This window comes from Mesobaculum littorinae (genome assembly GCF_004011175.1).
GTDB lineage: Bacteria > Pseudomonadota > Alphaproteobacteria > Rhodobacterales > Rhodobacteraceae > Tranquillimonas > Tranquillimonas littorinae.
Genome location: NZ_RQXX01000003.1, coordinates 280,749 through 297,347 on the forward strand (window position 1 = coordinate 280,749; position 16,599 = coordinate 297,347).

General features: G+C 69.6%; 12 protein-coding genes and 1 pseudogene. 8 read left to right on the forward strand and 5 right to left on the reverse strand.

All coding sequences use genetic code 11. The features are described 5' to 3' along the window. The first annotated feature begins 563 nt into the window (after positions 1-563). On the forward strand, positions 564-926 hold the full coding sequence (locus tag EKE94_RS10510; RefSeq protein ID WP_127906564.1) for an ArsR/SmtB family transcription factor: 363 nt from the start codon (positions 564-566) through the stop codon (positions 924-926). Positions 927-1,091: 165 nt separating this feature from the next. On the opposite strand, the gene EKE94_RS10515 is transcribed toward EKE94_RS10510, so the two are convergent. Continuing rightward, entirely contained in the window at positions 1,092-4,709 is a 3,618-nt protein-coding gene (locus tag EKE94_RS10515; RefSeq protein WP_127906565.1) for a hydantoinase B/oxoprolinase family protein, read from the reverse strand. Between the two features lie 129 nt (positions 4,710-4,838). On the opposite strand from EKE94_RS10515, the gene EKE94_RS10520 reads away from it, so the two are divergent. The 7 genes from EKE94_RS10520 to EKE94_RS10550 all read left to right on the forward strand — a co-directional run bounded on the left by EKE94_RS10520 (position 4,839) and on the right by EKE94_RS10550 (position 11,780). Beyond that, entirely contained in the window at positions 4,839-5,807 is a 969-nt protein-coding gene (locus tag EKE94_RS10520; protein WP_235855980.1) for a TRAP transporter substrate-binding protein, read from the forward strand. 415 nt (positions 5,808-6,222) lie between these two features. After that, on the forward strand, positions 6,223-6,771 hold the full coding sequence (locus tag EKE94_RS10525) for a TRAP transporter small permease (protein WP_127906566.1): 549 nt from the start codon (positions 6,223-6,225) through the stop codon (positions 6,769-6,771). Next, positions 6,771-8,075 (forward strand): TRAP transporter large permease, encoded by a 1,305-nt coding sequence (locus EKE94_RS10530; RefSeq protein WP_127906567.1) that lies wholly within the window; start codon positions 6,771-6,773, stop codon positions 8,073-8,075. Before EKE94_RS10525 ends, EKE94_RS10530 begins: the two co-directional genes overlap by 1 nt. Further along, complete coding sequence (locus EKE94_RS10535; protein WP_407940899.1) at positions 8,072-8,626, forward strand: winged helix DNA-binding protein; 555 nt, start codon at positions 8,072-8,074, stop codon at positions 8,624-8,626. Before EKE94_RS10530 ends, EKE94_RS10535 begins: the two co-directional genes overlap by 4 nt. A 247-nt stretch (positions 8,627-8,873) precedes the next feature. Next, entirely contained in the window at positions 8,874-10,112 is a 1,239-nt protein-coding gene (locus EKE94_RS10540) for a lytic murein transglycosylase (RefSeq protein ID WP_127906568.1), read from the forward strand. 151 nt (positions 10,113-10,263) lie between these two features. After that, complete coding sequence (locus EKE94_RS10545) at positions 10,264-11,490, forward strand: GTP-binding protein (protein WP_235855981.1); 1,227 nt, start codon at positions 10,264-10,266, stop codon at positions 11,488-11,490. Next, positions 11,487-11,780: a DUF6525 family protein gene (locus EKE94_RS10550; protein WP_164870889.1), complete on the forward strand. Its 294-nt coding sequence runs from the start codon at positions 11,487-11,489 to the stop codon at positions 11,778-11,780. The genes EKE94_RS10545 and EKE94_RS10550 overlap by 4 nt, the downstream gene beginning before the upstream one ends. A 244-nt stretch (positions 11,781-12,024) precedes the next feature. Here the strand turns inward: EKE94_RS10550 and EKE94_RS10555 are convergent, their stop codons facing one another. The 4 genes and pseudogenes from EKE94_RS10555 to EKE94_RS10570 form a co-directional block, all read right to left on the reverse strand. Continuing rightward, positions 12,025-14,022 carry a PhoX family protein gene (locus tag EKE94_RS10555; protein ID WP_127906569.1) on the reverse strand — a complete coding sequence of 666 codons (1,998 nt, stop codon included), beginning with the start codon at positions 14,020-14,022 and terminating at the stop codon, positions 12,025-12,027. A gap of 295 nt (positions 14,023-14,317) precedes the next feature. Next, positions 14,318-15,130 (reverse strand): metal ABC transporter permease, encoded by an 813-nt coding sequence (locus EKE94_RS10560; RefSeq protein ID WP_127906570.1) that lies wholly within the window; start codon positions 15,128-15,130, stop codon positions 14,318-14,320. A 173-nt stretch (positions 15,131-15,303) separates the two neighbouring features. Beyond that, a pseudogene (locus tag EKE94_RS10565) lies at positions 15,304-16,077 on the reverse strand (metal ABC transporter ATP-binding protein); the annotation flags it as partial. Continuing rightward, positions 16,074-16,556 carry a Fur family transcriptional regulator gene (locus tag EKE94_RS10570; RefSeq protein WP_127906572.1) on the reverse strand — a complete coding sequence of 161 codons (483 nt, stop codon included), beginning with the start codon at positions 16,554-16,556 and terminating at the stop codon, positions 16,074-16,076. The gene EKE94_RS10570 and the pseudogene EKE94_RS10565, both read right to left, overlap by 4 nt. Positions 16,557-16,599: the final 43 nt, after the last annotated feature.

The following is a 16,599-nucleotide window of genomic DNA, read 5'->3' on the forward strand; positions in this document are numbered from 1 at the left end:
GTATCACCCCGCCCCCCCGGATGGTGACGCAGAAGGTAGACGGTCAGCCCCCATAAGCAAGAAACGAAAGAACCAGGATGGCCGAGCTGCGGGACGGCCGCGCCAGCCCGCAGACCCTGTGACCCGAGGTGCAGCCGGACCCCAGCGCCGCGCTCAGTCCGACCAGCAGTCAGCCGGGCGACATGGCCGGCCAGGGCTGCGGACCCGTTGGTGATGCACGCCGACCGCGAGCGCCAGAGTCGGCGCTGCCATGAGCCCGCCGACGAAGGCGAGGCATCATCCCGCATTGGGGCCGCGCCGGGCGCGGGCAGAACGGCGCCGAGCATGCCCAAGGTGATGCAGGCAATCCCGGCGATACGGCCCAGAAGGGCCATCACCGCCCTCGCGGAAAGGCCAGTCACAGCCCCGCGAGAAGCGAGGCCAGCGGCGTGAAACTTGTGGCGACGACCGGACCCAAGAACTCGTACCCAAACTGCTGCAAGCATCTCTGCTTGCTTCGGTCGCGCCTGAGTCGTATGTATTAGATGCTCCTAAATTAGTCAATCCTAATATGATACTCTGATATGCCCCTGACCGACATTCCTCCGCACGAACTGGAACGGCGCGCCGAAATGGTCGCGCAGCGGCTGTCGCTGGTGGCCAATACCAAGCGGCTGCTGATCCTGTGTCAGCTTACAGCAGGGGAAAGGTCGGTCAGCACGCTGGCCGAGGATATCTCGCTCGGGCAGTCGGCGCTCAGCCAGCATCTTGCGCGGCTGCGCGAGGCGGGCATGGTCGCCACCCGGCGCGACGGCCAGACGATCTACTACAGATTGGCGGATGTGCAGATGGAGCTTCTGATCAACGCGATCTGCAATTACGGCCCACCGACCGACCGCCCGCCGCTGTCCCCGGACGACGACGACCCTACCCCCGACGACCGATAGCGCGGCGCGGCGTCGGTCACGCAGCGGACAAGGCGCAGCGGGAGCCGGTGCGACGCGAGGATCGCGTCCACCAGGCGGGTCCGGCGCGCCGAGGCCCGTGCGCCCGCAAGTCGGGGCCTTCAGGTCGGAGCCCCGGCGCATACCGGGGCCCCGTCACCGATCGGGTCAGTCGGCTGCGCCATAGCCGCCCGGGGTGGGCGTCACCAGCCGCACCGAATCGCCGGGGCCGACGCGGGTCTGGTCGGCGGCCTCCAGCACCTCGACCGCGCCGTCCTTGCGCAGCACCTCGGTCCGGCCGGTGCGCCCCGCCTCGCCCCCATCGAGCCCCTGCGGCGGGCGCCCCCGATGCGACGACAGGATCGACAGGTCCATGTCCTCCAGGAACCGGATGCGCCGGGTCGTCCCGTCGCCACCGCGCCAGCGCCCGTCCCCGCCCGACCCTTCGTCGATGCGGAATTCCTCCAGCACCACGGGATAGCGCTGCTCCAGGATCTCGGGGTCGGTGAGGCGCGAGTTCGTCATGTGCACGTGCACACCCGCCGTCCCGTCGAAGCCTCGCCCGTCGTTCATCACCCCCGCCGGGCTGCCCGAACAGATGGTTTCGTAGTACTGGTAGGTCGCGTTACCGAAGGTGAGGTTGTTCATCGTGCCTTCGGAATTCGCCATCGCGCCCAGCGCCGAGAACAGCGCGTTCGTGACGTGCTGGCTGGTTTCGACATTGCCCGCGACCACCGCAGACGGGTAGCGCGGCGACAGCATCGACCCCTCTGGGATGACGATGCGCACCGGGCGCAGGCAGCCCGCGTTCATCGGGATCGGCGACTCGACCATCACCCGGAAGACGTAGAGCACCGCCGCCCGCGTCACCGGCTCGGGCGCGTTGAAGTTGTTGGCCTCGGCCGGGCTGGTGCCGGTGAAGTCCACCACCGCTTCGCCCTTCTCGCGATCCACGCTCACCTTCACCCGGATCGTCTGGCCCGTGTCGGTGGTGTAGTCGCAGCTGCCCTCGGTCATCCGACCGATCACGCGCGCGACCTCGGCCGCGGCATTGTCCTGCACATGGCCCATGTAGGCCTCGACCACCTCTAGCCCGAACAGCTCGATCATCCGGCGCAGCTCGGCCACGCCGCGGGCGTTGGCGGCGACCTGCGCCTTAAGGTCGGCGACGTTCTGGTCGGGGTTGCGGCAGGGCCACTGGTGATCGGTCAGCACCTCGCGCAGCGCCGCCTCGCGGAAGCGGCCCGCCTCGACCAGGCGGAAGTTGTCGATCAGCACGCCCTCCTCGTCGACCTTGGTGGCACGCGGGGTCATCGACCCCGGGGCGATGCCGCCCACGTCGGCGTGGTGCCCGCGCGAGGCGGCCCAGAACAGGATCCGGTCGCCCGCCTCGTCGAAGACCGGCGTGACCACGGTGATGTCGGGCAGGTGCGTGCCACCGTTATAGGGCGCGTTCAGCGCGAAGACGTCGCCGGGACGCACCGCGCCTTCGTTGTTGCGGATCACCGCCTCGACCGACCGGTCCATGCTGCCCAGGTGCACCGGCATGTGCGGTGCGTTGGCCACCAGTGCCCCGTCGCGGTCAAACACCGCGCAGGAGAAATCGAGCCGTTCCTTGATGTTGACCGACCGCGCGGTCTTTTGCAGCGCGACGCCCATCTGCTCGGCAATGTTCATGAAGAGGTTGTTGAAGACCTCCAGCAGGATCGGGTCGGCCTCGGTCCCGGCGGCGCCGGTGCGGGCGGCGGCCTCGGTCCGGGACATGGCGATGTGGTCATGCGCCGTCGCCTCGGCCCGCCAGCCGGGTTCGACGACAACGGTCTGGTTGTCCTCGATCACCAGCGCGGGGCCCTGCACCCAGGCGCCGGGGGTCAGCGCCGCGCGCCGGATCACCGCGGCCTCGTGCCAGGCGCCGCCGGAATAGACGGGCACGCGGGCCTCGGCCTCTGCCTCGATCTCGGAATAGGCCTGTTCCGGCTCGGGGTCGGCGGCGGGATCGGCGGCGGCACCCTCGATCTCGGCCGATTCGATGATCAGCGCCGAATCGGGATCGCGGAAGCCGAACTCGGCCTCGTGCGCGACCTCGAAGGCTTCGCGCGCGGCGGCCGCGTCGCCGTCCCAGGCGACGGGCAGGGCCGTGTCGGTGCCCGAATAGCGCAGGTGCAGACGCCGCGTCAGGCCGATCTGATCGGGCGTCACGCCCTGCTCGGCCAGGGCCGAACCGACCTCGACCGACAACCGGTCGAAGGCGGCCGTGACAGGGTCGAGCGCGCCCTTCTCAAGCGCGATCTCAAGCCCCTGCTGGCGGGTCTCGGTCATCAGCGCCAGGCCGATGCCATAGGCAGACAGGAGACCCGAAAGCGGGTGGATCAACACCCGGCTCATCCCCAACGCATCGGCCACGAGGCAGGCATGCTGCCCGCCCGCGCCACCGAAGGCGTTGAGGAGATAGCGCGTCACGTCGTGGCCGCGCTGCACGCTGATCTTCTTGATCGCGTTGGCCATGTTCTCGACCGCGATGGTCAGGAAACCCTCGGCCACCGCCTCGGGCGACTTGCCCTCGGCCCCGGCGATCTGCGCGAACTTCGCCGCCACCGTATCGCGGTCCAGCGGCTGGTCCTGATCGGGCCCGAAGATCGCCGGGAAGTAGGCGGGGTTGAGCTTGCCCAGCATGATGTTGGCGTCGGTCACGGTCAGCGGCCCGCCGTTGCCGTAACCCGCGGGTCCCGGATGCGCACCAGCGCTGTCGGGACCGACACGGAAGCGGCCCGGATCGGCGTGCAGGACCGACCCGCCGCCCGCGGCCACGGTATGGACCCGCAGCATCGGCGTGCGCATCCGCACGCCCGCGACCTGCGTTTCGAACGCGCGTTCGAAGGCGCCGTCGAAATGCGCCACATCGGTCGAGGTGCCGCCCATGTCGAAGCCGATGACCCGGTCCGACCCCGCGATCTGCCCGGTGCGCGCCATGCCGACGACCCCGCCCGCGGGGCCGGACAGGATCGCGTCGCGACCCTTGAACCGGTCCGCGGCGGTCAGCCCGCCCGAGGACATCATGAAAAGAAGCGTCGGCCCCTCGTCGCCCGGCGGCGTCGCGCCCAGCGCGCCCGCGACCTTGTCGACGTAGCGCGACAGGATTGGCGTCAGGTAGGCGTCGACCACGGTCGTATCGCCCCGGCCCACCAGCTTGATCAGAGGCGACACGTCGTGACTGGCAGAGATCTGGCCAAAGCCCGCGTCGCGCGCCGCCTGCGCCAGCGCCGCTTCGTGCGCGGGCGCGGTCCAGGCGTGCATCAGCACGATGGCCACGGCGTCGATGCCGTCGGCCCTGGCGTCCTGCAGCGCCGACCGCGCGGCATCGAGGTCGAGCTCGCGCTCGACCGTGCCATCGGCGCGGACGCGCTCATCGACCTCGACCACCCGATCATACAGCATCTCGGGCAGCAGGATCTCTTTCGCGAAGATGTCGGGCCGGTCCTGGTAGGCCAGCCGCAGCGCATCGCGAAAGCCCTTGGTGATCAGCAGCAGCGTGCGGTCGCCCTTGCGCTCCAGCAGCGCGTTGGTGGCGACGGTCGTGCCCATCCGCACGGTGCCGATACGGTCGGGGTCGATGCTGTCCGCCCCCAGGTGCCGCCGAATGCCCTCGATCGCGGCATCGTCATAGACCCCCGGGTTCTCGGACAGAAGCTTCAACGCCGAAATCGTCCCCTCGGGCGCACGACCGATGACATCGGTAAAGGTGCCCCCGCGGTCGATCCAGAAATCCCACTGCTTTTCCGTCCCCATCACGTTGGCTCCTTACCCTGTCTCACATTTTGTTGACAAATTGCCGACGTATCGTCAACCTTCCTCTCACGAGGGCGCAAGGTGGCCGCCCTTCGACCCACATGCCGCCAGATAACAGGGAGTCCGCAGATGACCGCTTACACCACCACCCTCGCCGCGGCGCTGGCCGCGCTGGCCGTTCCCGCGGCGGCCGAAACCTGGGACATGCCCACGCCCTACGGCGATAGCGTGTTTCACACCCGGAACATCATGGAATTCGCCGATGACGTGGCCGAGTCCACGGATGGTGAACTTGAGATCACCGTGCATTCGGCGGGCTCGCTTTTCGCGCACCCCGAAATCAAGGACAGCGTGCGCCGCGGCCTTGCCCCCATCGGCGAAACGCTGATGTCGCGGCTGGCCAACGAGGATCCGATCTTCGAGGTCGACGCGATCCCGTTCCTCGCCGCCAGCTACGAGGATGCCGACAAGCTGTGGCAGGCCTCGCGTCCCGTGGTCGAAGAAAAGCTTGCCGAACAGGGCCTGACGCTGCTCTTCGCCGTGCCGTGGCCGGGGCAGAGCCTGTTCACGCAGGAGCCGGTCGAAAGCGCCGCCGACCTCGAAGGTGCTGCCTTCCGTGCCTATAATGCCGCGACCGAGACGCTTGCCAGCCTGATGGGCGCGGTGCCGACGCAGATCGAAACCGGCGACATTCCCACGGCCTTTGCCACCGGTCGCGTCGACGCGATGATCACCTCGCCCTCCACCGGGGTGTCGAGCCAAGCGTGGGACTTTACCAGCTACTACACCGACACCCAGGCATGGCTGCCCAAGAACATGGTGATCGTGAACACCCGAGCCTTCGACGCGCTGCCCGAAGAGGTGCAGAGCGCGGTGATGGAGGCGGCCCGGGCCGCCGAAACCCGCGGCTGGGAGATGTCGGAGGCCGAGACCGAGGCGGGCGTCGCCCAGCTTGAGGAAAACGGCATGACCGTGACCCAGCCCTCCGAGACGCTGTCTCAGGAGATGTCGGAAATCGGCGAACAGATGACCGCAGATTGGCTCGAAGCCGCGGGTGACGAGGGCCAGCAGGTGATCGACGCCTACCGGGCCGAGTAGGCGCCGGCGGACGCGGCTCGCCCCGGTGCGCGCCCGGTGCGCGCCCGGCCACGGTCGGAGAGCGTGCCGGGCGCGCCTGTCGTGGCGCCGTGTGGCGCCGGGGTGGTCGCATGTCGGCCCGTGACGTGCGGGCCCGACAGGACACCATGCCGCATCCCCGCGCGACGCCGAAAGGCACACGGGGCGGCAGATCCCTCGCGCTCCCACCCCGGCGGCGGCAGGTCCGCGCCCGGTATCCGGCGCCCGCGCGCTTTGGGTGAGACTGCCCGGCGCGGGCAGTTGCCCGGGCCGCGGTCACCGCGGGGGTGAGGCGCACAGGCCTGCCGGAGGCGCTGCCCGCCCCGCAATTCCCGTCTCGCAGCGATCCCCGCCGGGGTCGCCGTTTCTGACCCTTGTTCTTGCCGGAGGCTGACCCATGCGACACGCCCTCGACCGTCTCTATGCCGGGGCGCTTGCGCTTGCGGCGTTCCTCTTCGCCGCGATCGGGGTGCTGGTCCTGATCCAGATCCTCGGTCGGCTGATCGACCGTATTGCCGGGGCCATCGGCGCCGCGCCCCTGGGCTTTGCGATCCCGTCGCTGGCCGAAATCGGCGGTTTCCTCTTTCTATCGGCCGTGTTCCTGGGGCTTGCCGGCACGCTGGCCGTGGGCGGCCATGTCCGCGTCACGCTGATGACCCGGGCCCTGCCCGCCGGCACTGCCCGCGCGCTGTCGACGCTGGTCGCCGCCGCGGCCGCGGGGCTCGCCGCTTTCGCCGCCTGGACGAGCGGCGTTCAGATGGTGGACAGCTGGGCCTTCGGCGCGGTCAGCTACGGCACCGTGCAGGTGCCGCTGTGGCTGCCGCAGGGGGCGATGACGCTGGGCCTCGCGCTGCTGTGCCTTGCCCTTGTCGATGCCTGCGTCACGCTGGCACGCGGCGGCACCCCGGCCTTCGACCGGGCCGAAGCCGAAGCGGGGGGCCACTGATGGAGCTTGCAACCCTCGCCCCGCTTTTGGTCGTCGTGCTGTTCGGCACGCTGGCCCTCGGGCTCTGGATCGGCTTTGCGCTGATCGTCGTGGGCATCGTCGCGATGCTGGCGGCCTCCTCCGCCCCGGTGGGCATGGTCTTTGCGACCAAGGTCTGGGGCGGGCTGAACGTCTGGGACCTGACCGCGCTGCCGATGTTCATCTGGATGGGCGAAATCCTCGTGCGGTCGCGCCTGTCGTCGGACATGTTCGCGGGCCTCGCCCCCTTCACCGCCCGCCTGCCGGGGCGCCTGCTGCACGTCAACGTGCTGGGCTGCGCGCTGTTCGCGGCCGTCTCGGGGTCGTCCGCCGCCACCACCGCCACCATCGGCCGTATGTCGGTGCCCGAGCTGACCGCGCGGGGCTACGACCCGCGCGTCGTCGTGGGCTCGCTCGCCGGGTCGGGGACCTTCGGCTTCCTGATCCCGCCATCGCTGATCCTGATCGTCTACGGCGCCGCGACCGAGCAATCCATCGCCCGCCTGTTCTTGGCCGGACTGGTGCCGGGGCTGCTGCTGGCCGGGCTTTTCTCGGGCTACCTGATGCTGTGGTCGCTGACCCACCGCGACCGGATGCCCGCCGACGAGGCACCGCAGGACCGCCGCGAGGCGCTGGGCGCGCTTCTGCGCCTGCTGCCCGTAGTCGGCCTGATCGTCGTGGTGATCGGCTCGATCTACGCCGGCCTCGCCTCGCCGACCGAGGCCGCGGTGATCGGTGTCGCGGGGGCGCTGATCCTCGCCGCCGCCACCGGCGCGATGAGCTGGCGCGGCTTCTACGAGGCGCTGCAATCGGCCACGGTCACGACCTGCATGATCGCCTTCATCCTTGCCGGCGCGGCGTTCCTGACGGTCGCCATGGGCTATACCGGCATCCCGCGCGGCCTTGCCGCCTGGATCGGCGAGATGGGGTTGTCGCCCTACGCGCTGCTGGCCGCGCTCACCGTGTTCTTCATCGTGATGGGCATGTTCCTCGACGGTATCTCGATCGTGGTGCTGACCGTGTCGATCATCCTGCCAATGGTGACGGCCGCGGGAATCGATCCGATCTGGTTCGGCATCTTCCTCGTCCTCGTGGTGGAAATGAGCCAGATCACCCCGCCCGTCGGCTTCAACCTCTTCGTGCTGCAGAAGATCACGGGCGAGGACATCCTGACCATCGCCCGCCATGCCGCGCCCTTCTTCGGGCTTCTGGTGCTGGCGGTGGCGATCCTGTCGCTGTTCCCGGGCCTTGCGCTCTGGCTGCCGGGCACCATGCTAAGCCGATGACACGCGATACCACACCCCCCGTCACCGCCCCCCCCGTTACCGCACCCCCTGTCGGGCCCGTCGTCAGCTCGGCCCACCTCGCCGCGTCGGACCTGCCCGAACTGTCGGAGATGGAGTTCGCCCTGACCATGGCCAACCACGCCTTCCAGCGCTGGATGGGGCGGTGCATGGCCGCGGCAGGGGCACCGGGCATGGCGCCGCTCGAAATCCTGATCCTGCATCTCGTGCATCACCGCGAGCGGCCGAAGACGCTGGCTGACATCTGTCTCGTCCTCAATGTCGAGGACACGCACCTTGTGAACTACGCGCTGCGCAAGCTGGACGAACGCGGGCTGGTTGCCATCGGCCGGAAGGGCAAGGAAAAGACCGTCGCGATCTCGCCCGAGGGAGCGGCGCTGTGCGCCCGGTACGGCGAGGTGCGCGAGGCGCTTCTGGTGCGCGGGGTCAAGGCGGTGGGCATCGACCCGGCCGAGATCTCGCGCCTCGCGGCGCTCTTGCGGGCCCTGTCGGGCAGCTACGATCAGGCCGCGCGCGCCGCCGCAGCACTCTGACCATGGCGCGATCCGTGTCCGTCACGCCCTGACCCCATGACGGAGGGCGGACGGGAGGGGGCCCGAGCGCCGCGCCGCCCGCGCGATCACGATTGCGCACGGGCGGGCGACATCGCGGGCCCGGGCCCCTAGACTGGCAAGGCCAGACACGCCCGCCAAGACCCGAAACCCCCGGCGCTCCGCCCGCCAAGCCCGCCCGCCAGAGCCGCCCTTCATCCACTCCGGACCGCACCAAGGACCCTGTCGCATGCTTCGCACCCTTCTTCTGCTCGCAACCCTGGTCACCCTGCCGCTGTCCGCCGCCGCGCAGGACCGCGCCGCGGTCGAGCGGCAATTCCGCGGATGGCTGGTGCAGACGGTCTGGCCCCGCGCGCAGGCCGAAGGCGTTTCGCGCGCCACCTTCGATGCGGCCTTCGACGGTGTGCGGCTGAACTGGGACCTGCCCGATCTGGTGGCCCCCGGCACGACGCCCGAAACGCCGCGCCGTCAGACGCAGGCCGAATTCGGGGCGCCGGGCAAGTATTTCAACCGCAACTCGGTCGACGGGGCGACCGCGGTCGGGCGGCAGATGGCCGCCCGCCATGCCGGTGCCCTTGCCGCGACCGAGCGGGCCACCGGCGTGCCGGGGCGCATCATCCTGGCGATCTGGGGCCGTGAAAGCGGGTATGGCCGCGTGGCGATCCCGCATGACGCGTTCGAGGTGCTGGGCACCAAGGGCTTCATGAGCACCCGCGCGCCCTACTTCACCGACGAACTGATCGCCGCGCTGAAGATCGCCGAGGCCGGTCACGTTCCGCCCCGGGCGATGAAGTCCAGCTGGGCGGGTGCGCTGGGACAGCCGCAGTTCATGCCTTCGAACTTCCTCGCCTTCGCCGCCGACGGCAGCGGCGACGGGCGCGCCGACATCTGGCGGTCCGAGGCCGACACCATCGCGTCGATCGGCAGCTACCTGGCCCGCCACGGCTGGCAGGCGGGCCGCGACTGGGGGTTCGAGGTGGTCGTGCCGCCCTCGGTCTCCTGCACGCTGGAGGGGCCGGACCAGGGCCGCCCCATCGCCACGTGGGAGGAGATGGGCATCGCCCGCGTGTCGGGCAAAGCCTTTCCCGCCGCCGAACGTGCGGGCGAGGGCTACCTGCTGATGCCCGCAGGCCGGCACGGCCCCGCCTTCGTCGTCACACCGAACTTCTACGTGCTGAAGGACTATAACATGAGCGATCTCTACGCGCTCTTCGTCGGGCATGTAGGTGACCGCATTGCCTATGGCATGGGCGATTTCGAAGGCGACTGGGGCCGTGTCGGCGGGCTTTACCGCTCGGACGTCGCGGCGATGCAGCGGGCGTTGCAGGCGCAGGGGCACGACGTGGGCGGCGCCGACGGACTGGCCGGCTACAAGACCCGCCGCTCGATCGGTCGCTGGCAGGAAGCGACGGGGCAGACCGCCACCTGCTTTCCCGAAGCGGGCATGAAGGCCGCGCTGGCCCACTGAGCCCTGCCCACGCCCCCCTGACCGGGGGGGGGGCGCGCGCGGGCCAGGCATCACGGCCCAGGGCGGAGACGGGCGGCACCGCGCCGCTCCGCGATTGCATACGCGTTTCGCCTTCGATATGTTACAGGATAACATTACATCAGGAGAGCGCATGATGAGCCATCCCGCCACCGACCCGCGCCTGCCCGTCACCGTGCTTTCGGGCTTTCTGGGTGCCGGCAAGACGACCCTTCTGAACGAGGTGCTGAACAACCGCGAAGGCCGCCGCGTTGCCGTCATCGTCAACGACATGTCCGAGGTGAACATCGACGCGGACCTGGTTCGCGACGGCGGTGCCGATCTCAGCCAGACCGAAGAGACGCTGGTCGAGATGACCAACGGCTGCATCTGCTGCACCCTGCGCGGCGACCTTCTGGCCGAGGTGCGGCGCCTGGCCGATGAGAAGCGCTTCGACTACCTGCTGATCGAATCGACCGGGATATCAGAGCCCCTGCCCGTGGCCGCGACGTTCGAGTTCCGCGACGAGGCGGGCGAAAGCCTTTCGGATATCGCGCGGCTCGATACCATGGTGACGGTCGTCGACACCGTGAACCTGCTGCAGGACTATGCCAGCCACGACTTCATCCGCGACCGCGGCGAAAGCCTCGGCGACGAGGATAACCGCACGCTGGTCGACCTGCTCGTCGACCAGATCGAATTCGCCGACGTCGTGGTGCTGAACAAGATCAGCGATGCCGGCCCGCAGCGGCTGGACGCGGCGCGCAAGATCGTCACCTCGCTGAACCCGGACGCGCAGATCATCGAAGCCGACCACGCCCGCGTGCCTCAGGACCGCATCCTGGGCACCGGGCTCTTCGACTTCGAGACGGCGCACGAACATCCGCTCTGGGCGAAAGAGCTGTACGGGTTCGCCGACCACATCCCCGAGACCGAGGAATACGGCGTCTCGTCGTTCGTCTACCGCGCCCGCCGTCCCTTCGACCCGGCCGCCATCCACAAGGTGCTGACCGGGCCGCTGCAGGGCGTGATCCGGGCCAAGGGGCATTTCTGGGTCGCCACCCGTCCCGACTGGCTGGCCGAGTTTTCGCTGGCCGGGGCGCTCAGCACCGTGAAGCCGATGGGCCGCTGGTGGGCGACGGTGCCGAAATCCCGCTGGCCCGATCATCCCGCCGCCCGCGATTACCTGGCCCGCCACTGGGAAGAGCCCTTCGGCGACCGCCGGCAGGAGCTGGTGTTCATCGGGTTCGACATGGACAAGGTGGCGATCACCGCCGCCCTCGACGCGGCACTGATGCCCGGCGAGGGCTTCACCCCCGCGGCCTGGGCCGGCCTTCCCGATCCCTTCCCCGGCTGGCGCATGGCCGAGGCCGCGGAATGAACCGGGCCAACAGCGGCAATACCAGCCTGCCGATGCGGCGGCGGCGCACCGCGCCCATGCAGGCCTACGACCGCCTGCCCAGACGTCTGCGGCTGTGGCTGAGCGAGGCGGCGCTGCCGTGGTCGCCGCGCTCGGCGCTGCGGGCCTGGCAGTCGGCGCTGCGGCAATGCGGCGGGTGCGAGGACAGCGCCTGCCGCCACCTGTCGCGGATCGAGGCGGCGCAGCTTTGCCGCGACGCCCGCGCCGTCTGGGCCCCCGGCCACCCCGCGCAGGACCGCGCCGGCGCCTGACAGGACCGCAAAGGCCCGTCGGTGCCCACCCGTCGGCCCCCGCGCTTCGGGGCCCGGAGCCCGGGGGCCCGGTCCTTGGGGCCGGCGCAGGCATAACGTTGACGCTGGCATAGGCATTGGTGCGATAGTGTCCCATCGGGACGAAGAATGCCCGGGGGTGTCGCGCACCTCCGGGCATTTGTTTCACGTGGCACGGGCACCCCGGGCGGATATCCTGCCCGGGGTGCCCGTGTCCCGGGGCGGGTCAGCCGATGCGGCCGCCGCCCTGCTTGGTGATCGCCACAACCGATGGACGCACCGGCATGTCGTCCTGGAAGTCGGGCCAGCGGGTCGACAGGTCCTCGTAGTAGGACACGCGGCCGAAGCCGTCCCAGTCCTCGCCGCCGTCGCCGGGGTGCTGCACCGCGACGAAGAAGGTGGCGAGGTCGGGCGTCGGACAGGGGCCGCACATCTCGGCGCCGACCGGCACGCGGTAGAACAGCCGCGAGGTTCCGCGCGCGTCGCCTTCGGTGTCCATCGCCCAGAGACCGTCGGTCCGCCCGGTGTCGCCGGCCGAGTTGCCGTCGGTCGACACCCAGAGCCGCCCGTCGCTGTCGACGGCGCAGTTGTCGGGCATCCCGAACCAGCCGTTCTCGGTCGTCTCGGTCGAGAAGGTCGCGCCGACCTCGGCGATCGAGGGGTCGCCGCACTGCACGAGGATTTCCCACGTGCCGGTCGTACCGGCGAAATCGCCATCGGTCTCGGCGATCTCGACGATATGGCCGAAGGCGTTTTCGATCCGGGGGTTCGCGGCGTTGGGGTCTTCGCGCTTGGTGTTGTTCGTCAGCATGACGTAGACGCGGCCATTGGTGCCGTTGGGCTCGATGTCTTCGGGGCGGTCCATCGGCGTCGCTTCCAGCAGGTCGGCGGCGCGGCGGGTCTCGATCAGCACGTCGGCTTGGCTCTCGAACCCGTTCTCGGCGGTCAGCGGGCCTTCGCCGTGGGTCAGCGGCATCCACTCGACGCTGCCATCCTCGTCGAAGCGCGCGACGTAGAGCGTGCCGTCGTCCAGCAGGTCCATGTTGGCGGCACGATCGTCGGGGGTGTACTTGCCCGCCGTGACGAACTTGTAGACGTAGTCGAAGCGTTCGTCGTCGCCCAGGTAGAACACCACCCGGCCGTCGGGGGCGACGATGCTTTCCGCGCCCTCATGCTTGAACCGGCCCAGCGCTGTGCGCTTTTTCGGGGTCGAGGTGGGGTCCTCGACGTCGACCTCGACCACCCAGCCGAACCGGTTGGGTTCGTTGGGCTCTTTCGCCAGGTCGAAGCGGTCGTGGAACTTGCCCCACTCGTAGCTGCCGCCGGGCACGCCGTAGCGTTCGTAGTTCGCGGCCTCGGCGTGGCCCTCGGGCAGCTCGCCGATGAAGTAGCCGTGGAAATTCTCCTCGGCCATCACGTAGGTGCCCCAGGGCGTCACGCCGCCGGCGCAGTTGTTGATGGTGCCCAGAACCTCTCGCCCGGTGGAATCGGCCGAGGTTTTCAGCCGGTCGTGGCCCGCGGCGGGACCTGTCAGCTGCATCGGCGTCTTGGCGGTGATGCGGCGGTTGTTGGCACCCTCCAGCACCGGAACCCAGGCGTCGCCGTCCTTGCGGATCTCGATGACCGTGCCGCCATGGGCCGCCATCTCGATGTTGACGCGGCTCTCGTCGGCGGGCGCGATCGACAGCTCGCCATCGGCTTCGGCGGTTTCCTGGTCGGCCAGGGTGACGATGCCGGGGAACATCAGGTGTTCGTTGGTGTATTCGTGGTTCACGACCAGAAGGCCATGATCGGACGAGTCATCGGCGGGGATGAAGCCCACGAAGTCGTTGTTGTAGCCGAACTGGCGTTCCTGCGCGGCTTCGCTCTGGTTCTTGGGGTCGAACTCGGGCGCGTCGGCAAAGACCTTGTCGCCCCAGCGCAGCAGGACCTGGGCATTGTAGCCCTCGGCGACGTGGTGGTCGGCGTCGACACCGGCCGTCACCTCGGGAAAGTCGAAGACCGAGGCGGTCTGCGCCTGCGCCGGCTTCGCCGACATCAGCGCGACGGGGCTGACGGTCGCACTGATCGCCGTCGCGGCCATCGAGCCCTTGAGGAACCCGCGGCGCGAGAACCGCGCGGCGATGACCTCGCCCATCGTGCGGTTCTGCGTGGGGTTGAGCCCGGGGCCGTCCGCGGCCTCAAGCTGACTGGTCCGAAAGGTCGGCGTGGTTGTCTTGGTCATATCTGGCCCGCTTTTGCTGGATATCTTCGGCAGGCCGCTGCCCGGGGGTCATGGCTGCCACGCGGGTGTCGATAGCGCCGCTCTGTGACGCCGGCATGAAGCCCGGCGACCCGTTGCACCTGCCCGGACAAGGGGGCGGGCGGGCCCGCGGACCGTGGGGGCGACGCGTGGAAAAATGCCCGGGCCACACGGCGGCGCACGCCCTCGCGCGCCCGTTCGGGGCGACCAAGGGCGGCGGGGTCGGATCAGCGGTGGAAGGAGGGGGCAAAGGGCCGGGCCGTCGGGCCCGGGTGCCTCAGCCCTCGGACCGGGCGGTGAAGCTGCTGCGCAGTCCCGACACCATGGCCGACAGGCAGAACAGCACCGCGATGATGCACACGATGGTGGGGCCCGTGGGCGTGTCGAACCGGTACGAGGTCCACAATCCGCCGCAGGCCGCACCGGCGGCGGCGATGGTGGCGATCACGGCCATCGCTTCCGGTGTGCGCGAAAACGGCCGCGCCGCCGCGGCGGGGACGATCAGCATCGCGGTGATCAGCAGCACGCCCACCACCTTGATCGCGACGGCCACGACAATGGCCAGGGCCAGCGTCAGGACCAGCTGTTCACGCTTGGGATCGATCCCCGCGGCCCGCGCCAGGTCGGGATTGAGGGTCGAGGTCAGAAGCGCCGACCAGCGCCACGCCACAAGCCCCAGCACCATCGCGGCGCCACCCCAGATCACGCCGAGGTCCGCGCGCGACACGGCGAGGATGTCGCCGAAGAGATAGGCCATGAGGTCGATGCGGATGTTGGTCAGGAAGGACACCGCGACCAGCCCGAAGGCCAGCGCCGAATGCGCCATCACGCCCAGAAGCGTGTCCATCGCGTAGCCGCGCCCGGACAACAGCGCGACGATGGTGGCCATCACCAGCGACACGACCAGCGCCCCGGCGAAGATCGGCAGCGACAACGCCAGCGACAGCGCGATCCCCAGGATCGCGGCATGCGCGGTGGCATCGCCGAAATAGGCCATCCGGCGCCAGACGACGAAACATCCCAGCGGGGCCGCGGCCAGAACCGTGCCGACGCCCGCGAGCGTGGCCCGCACCATGAAATCGTCCAGCATCAGGACACCTTTCCCGCGGCAGCAACCCTGCGACACCCGTCTGGGTCCCCGGAACGGGGGGCGCCCTCGCCGTCCCGCGTCGCGGAGGAGATCGCCGCAGCCGGAACACCCCCGTCGGGGCCGTCGTCCCGGTGCGCTTGCCCGTGATCATCTTGGCCTTGATCACCTTGACCGTGATCATGCGGGCGCCCCCGCCCGTGGGTATGGCCGTCATGGCTGTGAGGGGTGTCGCGCCCGTCATGCCGGTGGTCATGGCGGTGACGATAAAGCGCCAGGGCGCCCTGCGTGCCCTCACCGAAGAGCGCACGGTAGACCGGCGCCTCGGCCACCACGTCGGGCGCGCCTTCGCAGCAGACATGCCCGTTCAGGCAGACGACACGGTCCGAGGCGCTCATCACCACGTGAAGATCATGGCTGACCATCAGGACGGCACAGCCGGTTTCGGCGCGCACCTCTTCGATCCGGCGGTAGAACGCGGCCGACCCGGGTTGGTCCAGCCCCGCCGTCGCCTCGTCCAGGATCAGAAGGTCAGGGGTTTCGAGGATCGCGCGCGCCAGCATCACCCGCTGGAACTGTCCGCCCGACAGCTGCGACATCTGGCGGCTACCGGTCCCGGGGACCCCCGCGGTTTCCAGCGCCGCGCGCGCCGCGCCGCGCGTCACCCGGCGCGACAGCGACAGGAACCGCGTCACGGTCAGCGGCAGCGTCGGGTCCAGCACCAGACGCTGCGGGACGTAGCCGATCCGCAGATCCGGTGCGCGGCAGATGCTGCCCGCGCTGGGCCGCACGCCGCCCAGAAGCGCCCGCAACAGGGTCGATTTGCCCGACCCGTTGGGGCCGACAATCGTCACGATCTCGCCGCGGTCGATACGGAAATCCACGCGGTCCAGCGCCGTGGCGCCGCCATAGCGGACGCTCAGCCCCTTCGTTTCAACGAGGGCCGTCACGCCGACGCCCGCCCGACGCAGGCGGGGCACAGGCCCTCGGCCTCGCGCACCGTCCGTTCGATCACGAACCCTGCCGATTGCGCGGCGCGGCCCAGTTCGCCGGCACGCGGGTCCGATTCGGCCTCGACCACGCGGTTGCAGGACCGGCAGATCAGGAAGGCCGGGGCGTGGTGAGTGTCGAAATGGGTGCAGGCGATGAAGGCGTTCAGCCGCTCGATCCGGTGCGCGAATCCGTGGCTGACAAGGAAATCCAGCGCGCGATAGGCCACCGGCGGCTGCGATCCCAGCCCCTCTTCCCGCAGCTTGTCGAGGATCTCGTAGGCCCCCCAGGCCTTGTGCTGGTTCAGAAGGATCTCCAGCACGCGACGGCGCACCTTCGTGAATTGCAGCTTGTGCTCCGCGCAGTGCCTTTCGACTGCCGCGACGCCATCGCTGACGCAGCTGCTGTGATCATGGGGCTCGAAGGCGGTGGGGGGCATTGCAGACCTGAAATCGGTTGGGGGTTGCTAGGTTATACTATCA

What these genes read in the sequence shown, in the direction of transcription:
- EKE94_RS10515 (WP_127906565.1), bottom strand. Translation starts at nt 4,709, where the DNA reads ATGGGGACGGAAAAGCAGTGGGATTTCTGGATCGACCGCGGGGGCACC.
- EKE94_RS10545 (WP_235855981.1), top strand. Translation starts at nt 10,264, where the DNA reads ATGATGAGCCATCCCGCCACCGACCCGCGCCTGCCCGTCACCGTGCTT.
- EKE94_RS10520 (WP_235855980.1), top strand. Translation starts at nt 4,839, where the DNA reads ATGACCGCTTACACCACCACCCTCGCCGCGGCGCTGGCCGCGCTGGCC.
- EKE94_RS10530 (WP_127906567.1), top strand. Translation starts at nt 6,771, where the DNA reads ATGGAGCTTGCAACCCTCGCCCCGCTTTTGGTCGTCGTGCTGTTCGGC.
- EKE94_RS10540 (WP_127906568.1), top strand. Translation starts at nt 8,874, where the DNA reads ATGCTTCGCACCCTTCTTCTGCTCGCAACCCTGGTCACCCTGCCGCTG.
- EKE94_RS10560 (WP_127906570.1), bottom strand. Translation starts at nt 15,130, where the DNA reads ATGCTGGACGATTTCATGGTGCGGGCCACGCTCGCGGGCGTCGGCACG.
- EKE94_RS10510 (WP_127906564.1), top strand. Translation starts at nt 564, where the DNA reads ATGCCCCTGACCGACATTCCTCCGCACGAACTGGAACGGCGCGCCGAA.
- EKE94_RS10550 (WP_164870889.1), top strand. Translation starts at nt 11,487, where the DNA reads ATGAACCGGGCCAACAGCGGCAATACCAGCCTGCCGATGCGGCGGCGG.
- EKE94_RS10555 (WP_127906569.1), bottom strand. Translation starts at nt 14,022, where the DNA reads ATGACCAAGACAACCACGCCGACCTTTCGGACCAGTCAGCTTGAGGCC.
- EKE94_RS10535 (WP_407940899.1), top strand. Translation starts at nt 8,072, where the DNA reads ATGACACGCGATACCACACCCCCCGTCACCGCCCCCCCCGTTACCGCA.
- EKE94_RS10570 (WP_127906572.1), bottom strand. Translation starts at nt 16,556, where the DNA reads ATGCCCCCCACCGCCTTCGAGCCCCATGATCACAGCAGCTGCGTCAGC.
- EKE94_RS10525 (WP_127906566.1), top strand. Translation starts at nt 6,223, where the DNA reads ATGCGACACGCCCTCGACCGTCTCTATGCCGGGGCGCTTGCGCTTGCG.